Source organism: Microcoleus sp. Pol12A5, assembly GCF_036701435.1.
In the GTDB taxonomy this organism is placed as follows: domain Bacteria; phylum Cyanobacteriota; class Cyanobacteriia; order Cyanobacteriales; family Microcoleaceae; genus Microcoleus.
Genome location: NZ_JAUBQU010000115.1, coordinates 1 through 19,376, shown reverse-complemented (window position 1 = coordinate 19,376; position 19,376 = coordinate 1). Strand labels below are relative to the sequence as shown.

10 protein-coding genes are annotated in these 19,376 nt (G+C 46.5%); 4 read left to right on the top strand and 6 right to left on the bottom strand.

From position 1 onward, the window contains the following. Positions 1 to 3 precede the first annotated feature (3 nt). Positions 4 to 2,049, top strand: coding sequence for a flavin-dependent dehydrogenase (locus QUA45_RS22970; RefSeq protein WP_333222208.1), 2,046 nt, complete (start codon positions 4 to 6; stop codon positions 2,047 to 2,049). 46 nt (positions 2,050 to 2,095) lie between these two features. Here QUA45_RS22970 and QUA45_RS22965 read toward each other — a convergent pair whose 3' ends face one another. The 3 genes from QUA45_RS22965 to QUA45_RS22955 form a co-directional block, all read right to left on the bottom strand. Beyond that, positions 2,096 to 3,430, bottom strand: coding sequence for a hypothetical protein (locus tag QUA45_RS22965; protein WP_333222207.1), 1,335 nt, complete (start codon positions 3,428 to 3,430; stop codon positions 2,096 to 2,098). 274 nt (positions 3,431 to 3,704) lie between these two features. Continuing rightward, positions 3,705 to 4,367 (bottom strand): (2Fe-2S) ferredoxin domain-containing protein, encoded by a 663-nt coding sequence (locus QUA45_RS22960; protein ID WP_333222206.1) that lies wholly within the window; start codon positions 4,365 to 4,367, stop codon positions 3,705 to 3,707. 73 nt (positions 4,368 to 4,440) lie between these two features. Next, complete coding sequence (locus QUA45_RS22955) at positions 4,441 to 4,686, bottom strand: Asr1405/Asl0597 family protein (RefSeq protein ID WP_333066856.1); 246 nt, start codon at positions 4,684 to 4,686, stop codon at positions 4,441 to 4,443. Positions 4,687 to 5,041: 355 nt separating this feature from the next. Here QUA45_RS22955 and QUA45_RS22950 point away from each other — a divergent pair, with 355 nt between their 5' ends. Further along, positions 5,042 to 5,584: a Dps family protein gene (locus QUA45_RS22950; RefSeq protein WP_333150752.1), complete on the top strand. Its 543-nt coding sequence runs from the start codon at positions 5,042 to 5,044 to the stop codon at positions 5,582 to 5,584. 122 nt (positions 5,585 to 5,706) lie between these two features. On the opposite strand, the gene chlP is transcribed toward QUA45_RS22950, so the two are convergent. Further along, positions 5,707 to 6,927, bottom strand: a complete 1,221-nt coding sequence (chlP, locus tag QUA45_RS22945; RefSeq protein ID WP_333222205.1) for a geranylgeranyl reductase — start codon at positions 6,925 to 6,927, stop codon at positions 5,707 to 5,709. Positions 6,928 to 7,432: 505 nt separating this feature from the next. Here chlP and QUA45_RS22940 point away from each other — a divergent pair. Beyond that, complete coding sequence (locus QUA45_RS22940; protein ID WP_333222204.1) at positions 7,433 to 7,825, top strand: hypothetical protein; 393 nt, start codon at positions 7,433 to 7,435, stop codon at positions 7,823 to 7,825. 1,095 nt (positions 7,826 to 8,920) lie between these two features. Next, positions 8,921 to 14,290, top strand: a complete 5,370-nt coding sequence (locus QUA45_RS22935) for an AAA family ATPase (protein WP_333222203.1) — start codon at positions 8,921 to 8,923, stop codon at positions 14,288 to 14,290. A 128-nt stretch (positions 14,291 to 14,418) separates the two neighbouring features. Here the strand turns inward: QUA45_RS22935 and QUA45_RS22930 are convergent, their stop codons facing one another. Together QUA45_RS22930 and QUA45_RS22925 are read right to left on the bottom strand one after the other, a co-directional pair. After that, positions 14,419 to 18,783 carry a DUF4347 domain-containing protein gene (locus QUA45_RS22930; protein ID WP_333222202.1) on the bottom strand — a complete coding sequence of 1,455 codons (4,365 nt, stop codon included), beginning with the start codon at positions 18,781 to 18,783 and terminating at the stop codon, positions 14,419 to 14,421. A 128-nt stretch (positions 18,784 to 18,911) separates the two neighbouring features. Then, positions 18,912 to 19,376: calcium-binding protein (locus QUA45_RS22925; protein WP_445305343.1), on the bottom strand; the 465-nt coding region annotated here is incomplete at its 5' end.

The window sequence follows — 19,376 nt, the reverse complement described above, 5'->3', positions numbered from 1 at the left end:
AAAATTATTACTGCTGACGGCTTTCGACTGCTTTCACCAGCCACAACAGCCGAGGTTCTCAAGTCTGGAACTCAAAATGCCAATCCCAAACCCCCCTGCGCTGACCCCAATTCAGGAAACCCAAATTGGCGATCGACAGAACTTTCCACCTTTGTCTGGTCACTGCAGCGCACCACTTATTTAAAAGTCTTTCGTCTAGAAGAGGCGCCTGCTGGAGAAAGAAAGTTCCTGGAAGCTCTCAATCTTGCTGTGAGAAACAAGTTTCCCGATCGCTACCGGGAACCCCCTCTCATAGACCTCTCCAAACAGTCAATTTTTGAGGCTCTTGCCCCCTATTACCCATTGACCGTCAAATACTTCCAAAAAATGCCTCAAGGCGAATACGACCTCAAGCGCGTCTACTGGTGGGAACAGCGTTGGCGCGAAGGCACTCGCAATCCTCAAACGCCAAAACAAGTAGTGTTTTTGAAGGAAGAGGGAACAGGGAAGAAGGCAGAAGGAACAGGGAAGAAGGAAGAGGGTACAATTTCGGTGTCTGATGCTGGCGATACTTTTTACGACTTAATTTATATTGGCGGGGCCTTGGGAGTGATTCACGCGGCAGTCATGGCGAGATTGGGCTACCGGGTGCTGCTAGTTGAACGAATGCCTTTCGGGCGGATGAATCGCGAGTGGAATATTTCGCGGGATGAAATTCAAAGCTTAATTGATTTGGGTTTATTTACTGCTGCAGAAATAGAAACTTTGATTGCCAGAGAATACAAAGATGGCTACAACAAGTTTTTTGATGCTAACAATCCGCCCGTTGCTCAAGCGCCAGTTCTGCACACACCAAAGGTACTAAATGTAGCTTTGGACGGAGAGAAATTGCTGAATTTAGCGGGAGTGAAGTTAACAGAAGCTGGTGGAGAAATCTGGGACGAAACTGAGTTTCTTAGAGCCGATGTTGAAGCGGAAAAAGTAGTAGTTCAAGGCCGCCACTTGCCGACAAAAGCCGATCGCACTGCATTAGGACGGCTATTGGTGGATGCAATGGGTTCGGCTTCTCCGATCGCTTGGCAATTGAACGAAGGGCGGACTTTTGACAGCGTTTGTCCGACTGTGGGGGCAGTCATCGACGGAGGATTTGAGCCGGGAGTATGGGATTCCGATTACGGGGATGTGCTCTACACTCACGGGGACATTTCCCGTGGACGCCAGCTCATTTGGGAGTTGTTTCCAGGCGCCGGCACAGAATTGACAGTTTATCTATTTCACTACCACCAAGTACATCCCGATAATCCCGGTTCTTTGCTGGAAATGTACGAGGATTTTTTCGCAATTTTGCCGGAATACCGCCGCTGCGATGTCGATAAATTGGTGTGGAAAAAACCGACCTTTGGTTATATTCCGGGGCATTTTAGCAGCAAAAGCAGCGATCGCTCCGTGGCGATCGATCGCCTAATCTCGATCGGCGACGCAGCATCCTTGCAATCTCCCCTCGTTTTCACCGGATTCGGTTCCCTCGTCCGCAATCTTTTCCGCTTAACAGACCTGTTGGATACAGCTTTAAAGCACAATTTGCTGACGGCAAATCACTTAAACCAAATTCGCGCCTACCAGAGCAATGTTTCAGTAACGTGGCTATTTTCTAAAGGCATGATGGTTCCTACCGGGAGCAGTTTGCCACCTCAAAGAATTAATTCAATTCTCAATACCTTTTTCGGTATTTTGGCAGCACAAAAACTTGCCGTAGCCGAAACTTTTATTAAAGACAGAACCGACTGGCTAACTTTCAATAGACTAGCTATCGAAGCAGCCGGAAAAAATCCTTCTCTCCTCTTGTGGATTTTAGATTTTGTCACCTTGGGGGATATTTGGCGCTGGCTGGGAAGTTACGTGAATTTTACTCTGCTGGCTTTGGCCAGTTTGCTGTTCGGATGGCTTCCCAGCTTCGCCCGCAGGGTACAGCCTTGGTTGGAACCCCGGTATCCGGCTGTTTGGCTGTGGCTGTTGGCTACCAGCTATGCTCTCACCTACGGCATGGGAAAGGGGAGAAAAGAGTGTTGAGTGTTGAGTGTTGAGTTTTAGACTCAAAACTAGCAACTTCAGTTCGCTATCGAAAACTCGGCAATTCAATTTCAGCTAGCGATCGGCGTTTTTTAGAAGCCCGCAGCGGACTGGCAATCAAGCTCAGCCAGTCTGGTTGGGCGACTGCTGTAGGTTTTGCCACACTCGATCGCACTTCTTGAATGCCAAAGGTTTCAACTGAATTTAAAATTTGAAAAGCCCTAGCCAATTCTTGAGCCTCCACTTTGGTAGCAGTTTCGGCGGGTTCTGACTCAGCCATCGGCAGTTCAGGTTCCGCAACCGGTTCGGCCGAGTCAGGTGCCGGCTCATCAGGCTGGTTGGTTTCGCTCTTGTGCAATTGAATGCCGGATACTTCGGCTAATTTGTTGAGTTCTAGAGGGGCTGGGGATTCAGGCTCGATCGCCTCGGCAGCAGCGACTACCTCTGGAACCTCTTCTGGTTCCGACCAAGGTTGGACAGGGGAAGCGTTGAAGGCTGGTGGCACCGGCATCTGAGAGCTTTTGACCGCCGCGAGCAAAGATTCTAATTGTGCGCTGGCGGTGTCCAGACCATTGTCAGGCGGCTCGCTCTTCGGCGACTTTACCTGCGGCCTGTCCAAACTTCTTTCCAAGGCAGCTTTGAATTGCAGAGTGTGGCGCTGCTGGCGGTGCAAGCGGGCTCGCAATTCCCTGCAAATATTTTCTGTGGCTACTAACTGGTGTAACTGTTCGTTGTAGCGCTGCACAGTAGACGCACATTCTCGCTCCACAGTCGCTAGCCTGACTTGGCTGGTTGCCAACTGACTTCTTAAACTTTCGACTAAAATTTCTTGACTTTGGAGGGTTTGATGGGAAACTTCCACTTTGCCAAACAACCGCGTCAATTGTTCTTGAGTATTTTCGAGTTCTGCAGTCCGCTGTTCTAGCAAAGTTTCGCGATTCTGCAAGGTTTTTTGGGACTCTTCAAGAGCTGTTTCTAGCTGGGCGATGCGCTGCAAAAGGTCGCGGTTGCATTCGTGCAGCGCTTGCATTAGCGTGACAGGGGTCGATCCTTTGCCCTTGACCTGTTCGGCATTCCCAAGCATATTTTTTAGGTTCTCTGAAATCGGGGGCGAGCCCGCCTCCGCCGGCTGTGTCGGAGATTGCGAATTTTTTGTTTCCGGTTTTGTGGGAATTGCATCTACGCTGATGGCGTTGGGAAAATCTACTGTTTGCCAGTCTTCTTCTGGCTGTTGGGGAACCGTTGCGGGAAGGTCTGTCGCATCGGGGGCGATCGGCTCAAAACCCCCAGCATCAGCAAAATCTGACTGCAATGGTTTGGTATCGGATGGAACAGCAGGGTGCGGTTGGTGCTGATGGGCTCGAAGATCAGCTTCTGACATGGCTTTTTATCCCAATACTCACAGGGTCTCAGATACAGTCTATCCTTAGAGATTCTACAGAAGGAAGCCCCTAAGTGATAGTTTTTGGCATTTTTCCGTTTTTTTGGGACAATAACCTCTGAATCGATTGGCGCGATCTAGCTACAACCCGAACTCAAATTCAGGTCTAAGATGGGCCTATGAGTACCCTACAGACGTGAGTTTTTGATCCAGAGTCCTATCAAAATAATTTTTCCTGATGTCTAACGCACTGTTTCGGTATGCGTGCGATCGCCTAAGCTTTAACAACTGCACAATGTTTGTCAATGATTGCTGGAACTTCTGCCGGTGCAATGCGGCTGTAGCGAGTTTTGTCCGGCATCACAACTATATTTGGGCCCGCTTTACACTGTTTGAGACATCCGGTTCCCTGTACTGTCACTTTGTCTTCTAAACCGCGTGCATTCAAAGCATTTTCTAAAGCTTTACAGACTCCTCCAGCGCCCCGCTTCAGGCAGTCTGATTTTTGACATACTAATATTTTGGTTTGGGTTTTTGCCGGAGTTTTTACAGTTTGAGCTGCTGTGGGAGAGGTAAATTCGCTTTTGCCGATCGCGCGATCGTCCGATGTCAATACCGCAACAGGCCCATTGGTGGAGTCAAGGTGTTCGTGCGATCGATCGTTGTTACCCTGAGCCAGCTTGAGGCTGCGAGCTTTAAGTTTTATTTTACCGTTTTTCAAATTGAGTTCTTTCTCACCTACAACTTGAACTCTCAACCCCGGTGTCAAAATAGGCGACAGAAATGCCCGCAATTCCTTGCAAAGTTTAACAAGATATTCTACTCCGCGATCGCTACTAATTCGCAAATATTTAAGTTTACACCCATCTTCAATAATCAGGCCGAGGATTTCTCCCTCTAAACTGAATTCGGAAACTTGCTTGCCAGATTTATACATTGTTATAACTCCTTTAAATTCGTTACATCCGTTACATCTTGTACGCTGCTCTTTGCCTAACTTCCTGCTTCCTTTAGCCCCTTTGCCAGCAGCACTCCAGCCACTGCACGAGTTCGCCCTTCGGGGCACTGACTTGCCTCAACACGCTCTTTAACTGAGCAGCTTGTTTGACAGTGTTGACTTTTGCCCGCAAAGGTTGGTCAACTGCACACCAGCAGGGAATTTCTAGCTCTTGCAAGCGTTTGTAAACTTGCCACCTATCTAGCCAACTAACTTGCACAATGTCACAAACTTCTAATTCTGGATCTGCTGGATTCATTTTTTGACAACAGTAATAATTTGCATTAATTTTTACCCTGACTGATAGCGGGCAGAAGTTCAAAGCTAGATTTCCGAAGAACCTCAAGGATTATCAACAGCCCTTCCTAAAAAATTTTGCCTTTTGCCCTCTGCCTTCTGCCTTCAGAAGGTTCGCCCCACTTTCAGGAAGCGTTCAGAACGAGGATCTTTTTAAAGCATAACCCAACTGCTAATAATTCTCAATAGGTTTAGAAAAAAAATTTCCTACTCTATAAAATCTTCCACTATGGAGGCAGACGCTGCTTGACTGGTAAATTTACAGTGCTAGACTGACTCTATTGGCAACAAAACTGCCTATTGAGAGGAGAACACACATGGCTGAGACTCAGAGTGCATTGAGACCGTTTGGCCACATAGCCGACAACCCAGTTCTACTGGAACATTCAGTCACAGCACCGATTTGTGAAGGGATGAACGCGCTGCTGGCCAGTTTTCAGGCTCTATACCTGCAATATCAAAAACATCATTTTGTGGTGGAAGGGGCAGAATTTTACTCCTTGCACAAATTCTTTGAAGAAAGCTACGGAGAAGCTCAAGATAGCGTCCACGAGTTGGGCGAACGGTTAAACGGGTTGGGCGGCATACCGGCAGCTAGCTTTAGCAAGTTAGCCGAGCTGTGCTGTTTTGAGCCGGAAGCCGACGGCGTATATTCTTGCCGCCAAATGCTAGAACACGATTTGACGGCGGAACAAGCTATTATAGGTTTGCTGCGCCGTCAAGCAGGACAAGCAGAAAGTTTGGGCGATCGAGCTACGCGCTACCTCTACGAAAAAATCCTGCTGAAAACCGAGGAACGGGCTTATCACATTTCCCACTTCCTCGCCCCCGATACGTTAGTGCAGTTGAACTTGAACTAACAATTCTTCTTCTTCTTCGTATTCCTTCGCGCATTCGGCGTTTGTTATTTTAAGATTGAAAAAAAGCGGGCAGTCATAAAACTGCCCGCTTTTTTATACAAAGTGTACTGGTCCGGAGGGAATTAAGGCGCTAAAGCATTGCCGCGCAACAAGCTACCAATGGTTTTCGCAGTAATCTTCATCTGCACGAAAGGATTGGCCGGTACTACTGTTTTATACAAGTAGCTATCGAATGTGAGCTTTTGCACATCGCGATCGGCACACATTTCCACAAAAGCTTCGCGAGTAGCGTCGGAACGGTAAAATACGCGCTGCAAAATGTCGAGAACTTTGTAAGTAATGCCGTAGGCTTTATCCCACCGCTTCAGATAAAGCTTGATTTCCTCTTCAGTCGGAATGCGCGCGCCTTTATTGGAAATCTCCACAATAGTTTCGGCGCACATCCGGCCAGACTTGGCGGCAAAATAGATACCTTCGCCAGAAGACTTGGTAACATAACCTGCTGCATCGCCTACGAGGGCAACTCGGCCGACAACTCGGCGGGGACGCGGATGTTCCGGGATGGGGTGAGCTTCCACTTTAATAATCTCACCGCCCATCAGTTTTTTGGCAGCGCGGGCGCGGACGCCTGCTTGCAGCTTTTTGATGCTGGCTTGATTGACTTTCATCGTGCCGGTACCGACGGCTACGTGGTCGTATTTAGGGAACACCCAAGCGTAGAAGTCAGTAGATACGTCGTCGCCGACGTACATTTCGGCTAAGTCTTCGTAGTAAGCCATTTTATCTTCTGGCAGGCGGATGCGCTCTTGGAAGGCGATCGCATAATTGTAGTCGCCAGCGTCGATCGCCTTTGCTACGCGGGAGTTAGCGCCGTCAGCCCCGATTACCAAATCCACCTTCAGAGTTTTCTGAATTCCCATGGCGCTGCCGTCGGAGTGGTCGGCATAGTGGAGAGTGTAGGGGTCTGTATTGTTTCCGGGAATTTCTAATTTGTGAACGGTGCCGTTAATCAGTTTTGCACCCAAGGAAGCTGCCCGATCGCGCATGAAGCCATCGAGCACTTCGCGGCGGCACATACCGATGTATTCGTGGGCGTTTTCAATATTGATATCCACCTCGACGTTGGAGGGGGAGATCATTTTCATTTTTCTGACTTGGCGGTCAATAATATTTTGCGGCAAGTCAAATTCGCTGACCATGCACAGGGGAATCGCCCCACCGCAGGGTTTGGCGTTGTCTAATTTACGCTCGAATAGGTATGTTTCGATGCCTGCTTTTACCAATGTTTCGGCGGCGGAAGAACCCGCAGGGCCTGAACCTACTACTGCAACCCTTAGTGTCAAAGCTTTTCTCTCCAGTTTTTTTCTATAGGCATTACTCAGGTGTGATGGTATCACGGAGTTTGGATGCGGTGGGGTGAAGCAGGGGAGATTTCAATGAAATGAAACAGAGCTTAACAGTTCGATACGAAAATCGGGTCTGGGGCGAGGCGTGCGATCGAATATCTTAAATCTTTAACGGCAGATGAACGCGGATGTGCGCTCATGTGCGTTGATGTGCGCTGGTGTGCGATCGAACTTCTAATAACAAGCTTTCGGGCTTGTTCCACAACAGATGAATTTTCTGCTTGTGGGGTGGGTTTCTAGGCTGAACAAGCTTTCGGGCTTGTTCCACAACCGATGAATTTTCTGCTTGTGGGGTGGGTTTCTAGGCTGAACAAGCTTTCGGGCCTGTTCCACAACCGATGAATTTTCTGCTTGTGGGGTGGGCATCTTGCCCGCCCCTAAGAGGTTAGAACCAGTACAATAAGTTACATTAAAGTTACTTGCACTTATATCTAAAATTCTTATGCTCGGTAATTTTCAACAAAGCAACCTGCGGATTGAGCTTGAAGCTTCCGAAACAGCGATTAGAGACAGCTTGTTGCGTCCGAGTCAATTGCAGCAGTGGCTGTGGCCGCAACAGTTGTCTAGCGGTTTGCCGGAAGAATTTACTCGAGGTTTGACCTTTACAAGTTGGCTGGGCCCCGTGGCAGTTCAGCATCACGTTGATATTGTTGAGCACAATTGTCTGCGGCTGTTATTGAGTCAGGGAATTGACGGATTTCACGAGTGGTATTGGGGCGATGGTTGGGTGCAGTCTCGGTTGGAGGGGGTGTCGCTGCTGCCGCTGAATTTGGGGCAAACCGCCAGTTTACTGCGACTGCGGGAGTTTGTAGCGGGGAAGGGTAAGCGGAAGTAGATAAATGACTCTCCAAAATCCTGAGAACAAAGTCTGGTAGTCCTGCATAGCAAGGAAAAATTCTCAATCCTTTTAGGGGTAAAGAAGCGTTGTATTGATGAATAAAATACCACAAAGGTTCCACATGATTTGAGTGAGAGCTTTTTAGATTAGGAAAGGCTCTTTCTTACAACAATAGCGAGATATCCTGTTCATCAGGGAGTTCTTGCATCTTTAGAGATCAGAAGTTTTGCCCGTATCTTTCCCGACAGATTTGTGTCGCTGGCGAGGCAAAACTTTTTTATATGCGACCCAAAAATCTGTATAATAGACAGCACATCGTCTCTCAACTACTGGGACTGAATCTGACAAACCTTTAGCACCCATTTCAACTAGACTTCCTATATATAGCCATCCTAAATCATTTGTGAATTTCTTACTCCCTCCCCTTACTAAGGGGAGGGTTGGGTGGGCTGGGGTAAAAAATTTACGACTCATGTAGGGTTGCTATAAACCCCTAGAATTTCTTTGGTTAAGGCATCTATTGGCAGCTCTTTCCACTGCTTGTTCCCCTTATTGCCTACAAACGACTATATTTGATCGTGTTGGATCGTTAGCTTGCCTTGATTTTTTGACTTTACTTGAACTTTCCGGGGGACTGATGCTAATTGTTGAAAAACACATAGTATTAGAACCAGCGGGGGGACACCCTCGTGACTTTGACAATCGCGACTCAAGATATTTTTTCTAATAAAAGCCGATCTCTCAATTTTTTTGTTTCTTCTGAAATCCTTTGATGTGCGCGGTTTTAAACAAAGTGCCTGTGACAATATATAGATTTAAAGTTTTACTTAGCGCTGGGGGTGGGACAATTTTTAACGATGTTTGGAGAACCGAAACGGTGACAATTCAGGGAGTTGAGAATTAACAAGGCTTAGATACGTCGCATTATAACTCCTTACCCTTACTCTGCCAGACGACCTGAAAGCCACTTCGCTGCCGAAAAACTAAGAGTGTGTTATAAAAACATAATTTGTTCCTTTCTAAAGCGCTATTCTCGACACAACGAATCCGGTGTGTTTTGAGTAAACGTTAATTTTTACCAAAAAAATAAATATGCTCTCCATTCCAGGCATTGCCGTCCAGAAACTGCTTTACGAAAGTACCAACTCTCTGGTTTACCGGGGGATTCGGGAAGCGGATCGCCAACCGCTCATCCTGAAACTGCTCAAAGAAAGCTACCCCACACCTCAAGAATTGCTACGCTACCGCACCGAATACCGTATCACCAGAGAGCTGAAAGAGGCGGGAGTCGTGCAAGTTTATGACTTGCAAAAATACCAAAATAGCCTTGTGATTTTTGTGGAGGACTTTGGCGGGGAATCCTTGAAAATATGGATGCAGCAGCGAAAGTTTAGCCTCAAGGAGTTTCTGATCCTGGCGATCGCCGCCACTGAAACTTTAGGGCAAATTCATAGCGCCAATATTATCCACAAAGATATTAACCCTTCTAATTTAGTATTCAATCCAGCAACCGGACAGCTCAAAATTATCGACTTTGGCATTTCCACTCAGCTAACGCGAGAAATGCCAACCCTGAAAAATCCCAACATTTTAGAAGGAACCCTCGCTTACATCTCGCCGGAACAAACTGGTAGGATGAATCGCTCTATCGATTACCGCACTGACTTTTACTCCCTCGGCGTCACCTTTTACGAATTGCTGACAGGAAAACTGCCTTTTGAGACAGAAGACGCTTTAGAGCTAGTTCACTGCCACATTGCCAGACAGCCAGTTCCACCGCACGAAATCGAGCCACAAATTCCCCTAATTGTCTCGCAAATTGTCAGCAAGCTGATGGCAAAAAATGCGGAAAATCGCTATCAAACTGCATTGGGTCTCAAGCAGGATTTAGAAATGTGTCTGGTTCAATTACAAGAAACCGATAGCATAGCAGAATTTGACTTGGGAACCATGGATCTTACAGACCATTTCCTGATTCCCGAAAAGTTATACGGCAGAGAAACAGAAGTTTTTCATCTATTAGCTGCCTTTGAAAGAGTTCGTAATGCTAGTGCCGAAATGATGCTAGTAGCTGGCTTTTCAGGGATTGGAAAAACCGCAGTAGTGAATGAAGTGCATAAGCCGATCGCCCGACAGCGCGGCTATTTTATTAAAGGCAAATACGACCAATTCCAGCGCAATATCCCCTTCAGCGCATTTGTGCAAGCATTTCGGGAATTGATGGGACAATTATTATCAGAAAGTGACGCTCAGTTACACAGATGGAAAACCCTGATACTCACAGCAGTAGGCGAGAGCGGGCAAGTCTTGATTGACGTAATTCCTGAATTGGAACGCATCATTGGCGCTCAACCTCCTGCATTAGAATTGTCGGGGAGTGCAGCACAAAATCGCTTCAATCTGCTGATGCAGAAATTTGTGCAAGTATTTACCCAAGCAGAACATCCCTTAGTGATGTTTCTGGACGACTTGCAGTGGGCAGATTCGGCATCGCTGAAATTGCTACAACTGTTGATGGAGGATACGGGGCATCTCTTGATATTGGGTGCTTATCGGGATAATGAGGTATCACCGGCTCATCCGTTTATGTTGACGGTGGATGAGATTGTGAAGTCGGGAGCCACGGTAAATACGATTACTCTGCAACCGTTGAGTTTAGCAGATCTCAATCAGTTGGTAGCAGATACGCTGATTTGCGATTTATCTTTAGCCGAGCCCCTGACAGAATTGGTTTATCAAAAAACCCAAGGTAATCCCTTTTTCTCGACTCAATTCCTCAAAGCGTTGTATGAAGACGGTCAAATTATTTTTAACCCCCCTCAATCCCCTCTTACTAAGGGAGGCAGTAGAGGGGGGTGGCAGTGCGATATTAATGAACTTAAATTTGCCGACGCCTCGGATGTGGTGGAGTTTATGGCGGCGCAATTGCAGAAGTTGCCTGCAGAAACTCAGGATGTTCTCAAACTTGCCGCGTGCATTGGGGCGCAGTTTGATTTAGAGACATTGGCAATAGTCAGCGAAGAATTACCAGAACAAACGGCATCAGCGCTGTGGAAAGCCTTGCAAGAAGGACTCATTTTAGTGATTTCAGAAGGCTATAACTTCCTTCAAGCAGATGCTGAATCCCCCAATCAGTCTGTTGCTAATCCCACTTATAAGTTCCTGCACGATCGCGTCCAGCAAGCAGCTTATTCATTGATTCCCGACGATCGAAAACAAGCCACCCATCTCAAAATTGGACAGTTACTGCTACAAAGTTCTTCCGACATAGAAACAGAAGAAAAAATCTTTGATATTGTAGGGCATTTAAATCAAGGAATTGAGTTAATCCATCAATTAAGTGAACGCTCAGCCTTAGCTCAACTAAACTTAGAAGCTGGACGTAAGGCTAGAAATTCTACCGCCTACGCGGCGGCAAATATCTATCTACAGACGGGAATTGAGCTACTGACTCCTCAATGCTGGCAAACTCAATATGAATTGGCGCTAAATCTTTACGTTGCTGCTGCTGAAATTGCCTATTTGAATGGTGATTTTGATGGTATGAAACAGATGGCAGCACTGGTTTTACAAGAAGCCCAAACAATTTTAGATCGAGTTAAAATTTACGAAATTAAAATTGCTGCTCAGACAGCCCAGAGCAAGGTTTTAGAAACGATCGCAGTAGCAAGAGACGCACTCTTACAATTGGGGATTGAACTTCCTGCCGAACCTGATGAAGCTAAGATTGGCAAAGCGCTGCAAGCCCTTGCGGCCCAACTAAGTGGCAGAAAGATTGAGGAATTGGTTGACCTATCTGTGATGACAAATCCACAGACTCAGGCAGCTATGCAACTGTCTGGTATGTTGTTTCCACCCATTTTCCAGGGAATGCCCGGTTTGCTGCCCCTGCTTAGCTCAACGATGGTGAGTTTATCGCTTTCCTTTGGGAATGCACCCGCATCGACGGTGGGGTATGCGATGCACGGGATGGTGTTCTGTGCCTTTTTACAAGAGGTGGAAACCGGCTATGCCTTTGGGCAATTGGCACTTTCATTGCTCGATAGGTTCAATGTACCGGAATTCAAGTCTATAATTCTGCTTTTGTTTGGTGGTTGGATTCAGCATCGCCAAGAAGCTCTTTTGGCAACGATACCGACGCTGAAAGAAGGCTATAGGTTTGGTATGGAAACAGGCGACTTTGTAAATGCTGGCTACAACATATATATTTGTTTTTATACTCATTTATTCGCTGGTGTAGAACTAGAAACTTGGGAACCTGAAATAGCAAGTTACAGGGCTGTGATGGCGCAGTTGAAACAATATTCTGCTCGGGTTTATTTGGATATGATTCAGCAGACGGTGCAAAACTTGAGGGAAAGCAGTATTCGGCCGGATTTGTTAATAGGCTCTGCCTACGATGAAACGGTGATGATTCCCAAGCACTATCAGGATAATGAATTCACGGCGATCGCTTGTGCCTGCATCTACAAACTGCTGCTTGCTTACTGCTATGGCAATTACACGGCTGCCCTAGACCACATTTCCCAAGTCAAACAGTATTTGATGGGAGTATCTGGATCGGCTTTTGTTCCAATTTTTCATTTTTATGCCGCCCTGACGCACCTGGCACTTTTTCCCGCACAGCCAGCAATTGAGCAAACTGAAATTATTTCCTTAGTGGAAACCCATCAAACCACGCTGCAACAGTGGGCGCAAAATGCTCCGATGAATTATCTGCATAAATGGTATTTAGTGGAAGCAGAACGGCAACGGGTGTTGGGCAATAAAGCCGAGGCGATTGAAATGTACGATCGCGCAATTTCTGGAGCAAAAGAAAACAAATATGTTAATGACGAAGCCTTGGCAAACGAAATCGCAGCCAAATTCTACGGGGAATGGGGCAAAACAAAAGTTGCTCAAGCCTACATTTTTGAGGCTTATTATTGTTATGTTGAATGGGGAGCCACTGCTAAGGTAACGGATTTAGAAACGCGATATCCCCACTTATTCGCGGTAACTCAACCGGGAAGGAAAAATATTCAAACTACCGTAGCAATGACAACGACGGGTTCGGGGAATCACCTAGATATCAGCGCTGTTATGAAGGCTTCTCAGGCGATTTCTGGAGAAATTATGCTAGATAAGCTACTGTCTAGCTTGATGAAAATTTTGATGGAAAATGCAGGGGCGCAACGAGGCTATCTGATTTTGTTAAGCCAGGGACAACTGTTCATTGAAGCTGAAGGGACAATCAATGATGAACTCGTCACAGTGTTGCAGTCAATCCCCGTTGAAACCTGTCAAGACCTTTCCTCCGCCATTGTCAATTATGTGAGTCGGACTCAAGAAAGCGTGGTACTGGATGATGCTGCGCGATCGGGACAATTTACTAACGACGCCCACATCCGAAAGCATCAGCCCAAATCAATTTTATGTGTGCCGCTGATTAACCAATCTCAAATCATTAGTATTGTTTACTTAGAAAATAATCTGACAGCGGGAGCTTTTACCCCTGAAAGAGTTGAACTATTAAAAGTGTTATCTGGACAGGCGGCGATCTCGATTCAAAATTCTAAGCTTTATACAGAAGTACGCGAAAATGAAAGCAGGCTGGCTCAACTCAACAAAGCTTACGAGCGATTTGTTCCCCATCAATTCCTCCAGTTTTTAGAGAAATCAAGCATCATAGATGTAGAATTGGGCGACCAAGTACAGTTAGAAATGTCGGTGTTGTTTTCCGACATTCGTGATTTCACTACGCTTTCGGAAACTATGACGCCGGAGAATAATTTCAAATTTATCAATTCCTATCTTTCTCGTATGGAACCTGTTATTAATCAAAATCACGGGTTTATTGATAAATATATTGGCGATGCGATTATGGCGCTGTTTAGTGGGGAAGCTGATAATGCGGTGAAAGCGGGAATAGCAATGCTGCACCGTCTCGTTGAATATAATGAATACTGCACCAACTCGGGCTGTGCGCGGATTCAGATTGGGATTGGGATTAATACGGGTTCTTTGATGCTGGGAACTGTGGGCGGACCAAATCGCATGGACGGTACGGTAATCAGCGATGCGGTGAATTTAGCTTCTCGCGTGGAAAGTTTGACAAAAAATTATGGGGTGTCACTGTTAATTACCCAGCCAACTTATACGCGCCTGAAAAATCCATCTCAGTACGCAATCCGCACTCTAGACACGGTAAAAGTCAAGGGAAAATCCGAAGCTGTGACGATTTATGAGGTGTTTGATGCAGATCCACCAGAAATTAAACAGGTCAAGTTATCTACGCTCGAATTGTTTGCAGAAGCTAGGGCACTTTACTCGGAAGGGAAGTTATTTGAAGCGGCGCGGCTGTTTTCCGAGTGTTGGCGTCAGAATCCGGGCGATCGCGTTGCTAAAATTTACTGGGAACGCTGTGAGTCTGCATTGGTGACTCGCACCAAAATCAAAGACAGGCTACACAATTTAAATTAAGCGGTTGCTATACCTGAAAATCACAGCAAAAGTACGATCGACTGCTGAGACACCCTACAAACTAGGCGATCGAAATCGGGTAGGTATGTTGTTGCGCTTTAGCGCTAAAGCGCAACAACATACGAAGTCTACAAAGTTACTCCCTCAACTATACTGCTGGCAGTAACTGCTTTCAATATAACTAAATATTCCCCTGTTACCTGATACTGAATTATAGTATCGCTAACAAAAGCACCTGTTCCTTGAAAAATATTTAACTGGCTAAAAGCCAGGGGGCTAATTAAATCAATTTTGTCTTGATTGAGGGTAAAATCATTAATCACGTCGGCCGTAGCTAAGTCTGTTCCACCAGTATCGATCGCGATCGCAAAAACATCATTTCCCAATCCGCCTGTGAGAGTGTCGGCACCCATTTCTCCAAATAAGTAATCATTACCCCCGTCGCCAAACAATATATCGTTGCTATCGCCTCCGTAAATGCGATCGCCTTCCTTACCTGAGTAAATCAAATCAGTACCCCCGTCACCCTGAATAAAATCAATCCCTTGGCCGCCAAAAATAATGTCATTGCCATCACCGCCACTGATACCGTCATCCCCTTTTTGTCCGTAAAGCAAGTCATCTCCTGCTTTGCCATGAAGATAATCATTGCCGGGGCGTGCGTGGATAATATCATTCAATGCCGATCCTGTGAGGCGATCGTCCTTATCTGTCAAACCGATTACTGACTTTTTCAACAAGGTTGTGACATCGCCTAAGTTATCGTTATCGCTGATATTGACTGTGAGAGGGGTGACGAGATTATTATACAATGTGTCCGTGCTGCTAGTGGCGTGGCTAATTGGGCTGACACGATCGCCCTCAACAACCGCATCGTCAACCGCAGTCACCGTTACCGTTTGAGCGACATTCCAATTGGCGGGAGTAAAAGTAAGGGCAGATACGCTGACAGTAACTTGAGTTTCAGGGGTAATGGCGACGGTGACATTAGCAGTTGGCTGAGTATTCAATCGCACTTTGTATATATCGCTGCCCAAGCTTTCGAGTACGTTGGTACTGCCAAGTGGTTCCAGGATAATGACAGCGGGAGTACCTGGAGTTGGGGTGGGAGTCGGTGTTGGAGTTGGAGTCGGTGTTGGAGTTGGAGTTGGAGTTGTTGTCGGAGTCGGAGTGATTGTCGGAGTTGGAGTGATTGTCGGAGTTGGAGTTGTTGTCGGAGTCGGAGTTGTTGTCGGAGTCGGAGTTGTTGTCGGAGTCGGAGTTGTTGTCGGAGTCGGAGTCGGAGTTGTTGTCGGAGTCGGAGTCGGAGTTGTTGTCGGAGTCGGAGTCGGAGTTGGAGTTGGAGTTGGAGTTGGAGTTGGAGTTGGAGTTAGAGTTGGAGTTGGAGTTGGAGTCGGAGTTGTTGTCGGAGTCGGAGTTGTTGTCGGAGTCGGAGTTGGAGTTGGAGTTGGAGTCGGAGTTGGTGTGGGCGTGGGAATGTTAACAGTAAAACTGCCTAAATTGCTACCTAAAACTTGATTGCCAAAAGTATCTTTTACTTGCGATGCTTGCAAATTAACAGCGTAACTGCCATTATCTGTATCATCCCAACTTCCCCCAGGCGGAGTCAGTGAATAAGTAGCGATGCGAGGTGTGCCGTTACTGTTAGTATCGACGCTGACAAATGCAGCCGGAATTGCACCACCTGACCAGTTTACTAGAAAGTCCGAACTATCTAAACTGCTAACATCTATGGCATTATCGTCGCTGAAAGTAACAGTAAAAGTCTGGGTTGTACCGCCTGCTGTCGTAATATCAGCAATAGGAGTGATACTAGCAGTTGGCAATGTTTGATCGATGCTGTAAACTTCTCCTGTCAAATTGCCATTGGCAGTACCCGTACCGCCCAGCGGTATGCCAGAGGTATTAATGCTGTCATCATCTACTAAATTTAACCCTAAAGTACCGCTGCCAGTACCCGCATTGACGCTGACAGTATAAGTATTGCCACTACCCGTCACTCCGGCTATGTTTGCACCTGTGATGCCTGTAGGTACAAGAGCAAAATCTCCGCTGTCAACTCCCGTTACAGTCTTATTAAAGGTTACGGTGTAATTCAGGCTAGATAAATTAGTCGGATTGGGGTTAGCGCGAACGATGGATGTTACTGTAGGAGGAGTAACAATAGTCTGTAACCCGCTAGCTGTCGGCGTTCCACTTTTGTTTCCCTCTGTAAAAGTAATGTTGGGTAAAGTGGGTGGAAGAATGTTAATTGTATTTCCATCAGTCGCACCAGTTGCTATGTCGGCTGTTAGGAATAAATAGCCTGTTGTGCCAGAATTGATAGGTTGAGAAAGTCCTGTAAAAGCTAAGTTGCTGCCAGTAGCGACAGGTGGCAGAGTTTTCAAAACAGTATCGCTGGCATCCAAGAGATTATCAGTGGAATACCATAGTTTGAAACCGTTGGTAGCAATGTCAGAAGTTTGATAAGTACCACCGGTGGTAGCGGTTAAACCAGTGAATTGGGTATTAACACCAGTTACGGCTAAATTTAATTGATATAGCGGCTGCTTGAGAGTACCGGAGATAATATTAGCAGCGGCGATTGTGGGTGAAGTTATCGCAATATCGGGAGTCCCGTAGCGGGCTAGACCAAAGTCATAAAAGCTACCATTCGTGACATACCCGGCCAGGACAATTTTGCCGTCATTCTGGATTAACACGCCACCAGTACCGTCGTAACCACTGTAAAAATCTGTAGTGACTTTGCCACCAGTACCGAAGTTAGTATCGATTGTGCCGTTACTGTTGTAGCGGGCTAGACCAAGGTCATCATTGCCAGTGCCAGCATTTAAGGCATTCCCCGCTACGACAATTTTGCCGTCACTCTGGATTGATGTAACTCTGCCATAGTCTAAGCTACCGAAAAAATCAGTAGTGACTTTGCCAGTGCCATTGAAGCTGGTATCGAGTGTGCCGTTACTGTTGTAGCGGGCTAAAGAAAAGTTATCATTGCCGCCACCAGTAACGGCAGTATACCCCCCAACGACTATTTGGCCGTCACTCTGGAGAGAAACTGTTCTGGCTTCGTTGCTGTTACCGCCGTTAAAATCAGTAGTAACTATGCCAGTGTCGTTGAAGCTGGTATCAAGTGTACCGTCAGCATTGTAGCGGACTAGAGCAGAGTCATAGTCACTGCCATTATAAGCAATCCCCGCCACGAGAATTTTGCCGTCAGGTTGGATAAAGACCCCATAACCGAAGTCGTCACCGTAACTAAAATCAGTAGTGACCAGGCCGAAGAAACCGATGCTGGTATCGAGTGTGCCGTCAGGATTGTAGCGGACTAGAGCAAAGTCATTGTTGCCACTGCCAGTATTATAGGCAGACCCGGCGACGACAATTTTGCCGTCACTCTGGATGGATACGGCATGGCCGTCTTCGTTAGAGCCGTTAAAATCAGCAGTGACTTTGCCGCCAGTACCGAAATTGCTATCGATAGTGCCGTCAGTATTGTAGCGAGCTAGGGCAAAGACAGTATAGGTGCCATTAGAGGCCTTCCCTGCCACGACGATTTTGCCGTCACTTTGGATCGAGGCGGCATTACCAGTGTCGTCGAAGCCGTTAAAATCTGTAGTGACTTTGCCACCCGTACCGAAGTTGGTATCCAGTGTGCCGTCAGCATTGTAGCGGGCTAGGGCAAAGTCAGTGGAAGTGCCATTAGAGGCGTACCCTGCCACGACGATTTTGCCGTCACTTTGGAGCTCGGCTGCATTGATCCAGTCAGTATAGCCGTTAAAATCAGTAGTAACTTTGCCACCAGTCCCGAATGTGGGATCTAAGTCACCCGCCGCCAAGATTGATGCGTAATTAAGTCTTGCAGCTTCAGTGAAGGCTAAAGGCGCGTCAATTTTACCGATGTTTACTTCCAGTTCCCAGTTTCCACCCAGTGCGGCATTGCCGATGGGGTTGGCAGAGGCGGCGATGTCAGCACCAGTTAATTCACTCAGGCGTTGAAGGAATTGGTTAGGTTTTGTGGGTTTTGTAGGACTATTTTCAACGGGGCGGTTAAAACCGCTACTAGACAAACTAAACTCATTTGCGTCGGTTGAAATTCCATAGTCCGCGCAGGCGGAATTTGTGTGTATAGCCGCGAATTCTATTTGCCAGGGCTGATGAAAAGCCGCGACATTACACCCGTAGAGGAGAATATCGGCACCGGGAATTAAGGCTTTGCGCCACTGTTTGAGTCCAGGGGCGAAGCTTTCTATGTTGCTGCTGTTGAGTGTATTTGCACCGAGATGTACTGCACCTGGACTACCGTGAGAGATGATGTGGATTGCTTCTATATTTTTTTCAAGTGCTAGCCTTTCGGTGATTTGCTTGATGCCATCGAGCGTTTCATCTAGGATAATTACCTCAGCATTTGGGGAAACGCCACTAATTAAAGTCTGGTAATCTTCAACATTTGAATCAATAAAAACTAGAGTTGAAAGAATTTTTTGCTCGTTCATTGGCTATCTCTTACTTTTTAAATAGGTGATTAGCAATAAAAAATATTTATGCTAATTAAAAACGTCTACAATGGGGCTGTGTAACCACACTCCTGATGGGATGCAAAATTTATCGGTATCGCCGAACCCTATACCACGAAATTTACTGCCTGAACTATACTGCTGGCAGTAACTCCTTTCAATATAGCTAAATATTCCCCTGTTACCTGATACTGAATTATAGTATCGCTCTCCAAAGCACCTGTTCCTTGATAAATATTTAACTGGTTAAAAGCCAGGGGGCTAATTAAATCAATTTTGTCTTGATTTAGCGTAAAATCAGCGATCGCATCGGCGGTGGCTAAACTTGTTCCACCAGTACCGATCGCGATCGCAAACACATCAAAACCCAATCCGCCTGTGAGAGTGTCGGCACCCATTTCTCCAAATAAGTAGTCGTTACCCCCATCGCCAAACACGATATCGTCGCCATCGCCGCCGTAAATGCGATCGCCTTCCTTACCTGAGTAAATCAAGTCAGTACCCCCGTCACCCTGAATAAAATCAATCCCTTGGCCGCCAAAAATAATGTCATTGCCATCACCGCCACTGAT

Excerpts from the sequence above, each read along its gene's own strand:
- QUA45_RS22965 (WP_333222207.1), bottom strand. The coding sequence starts at position 3,430 with ATGTCAGAAGCTGATCTTCGAGCCCATCAGCACCAACCGCACCCTGCT.
- QUA45_RS22960 (WP_333222206.1), bottom strand. The coding sequence starts at position 4,367 with ATGTATAAATCTGGCAAGCAAGTTTCCGAATTCAGTTTAGAGGGAGAA.
- QUA45_RS22955 (WP_333066856.1), bottom strand. The coding sequence starts at position 4,686 with ATGAATCCAGCAGATCCAGAATTAGAAGTTTGTGACATTGTGCAAGTT.
- QUA45_RS22950 (WP_333150752.1), top strand. The coding sequence starts at position 5,042 with ATGGCTGAGACTCAGAGTGCATTGAGACCGTTTGGCCACATAGCCGAC.
- QUA45_RS22940 (WP_333222204.1), top strand. The coding sequence starts at position 7,433 with ATGCTCGGTAATTTTCAACAAAGCAACCTGCGGATTGAGCTTGAAGCT.
- QUA45_RS22935 (WP_333222203.1), top strand. The coding sequence starts at position 8,921 with ATGCTCTCCATTCCAGGCATTGCCGTCCAGAAACTGCTTTACGAAAGT.
- QUA45_RS22930 (WP_333222202.1), bottom strand. The coding sequence starts at position 18,783 with ATGAACGAGCAAAAAATTCTTTCAACTCTAGTTTTTATTGATTCAAAT.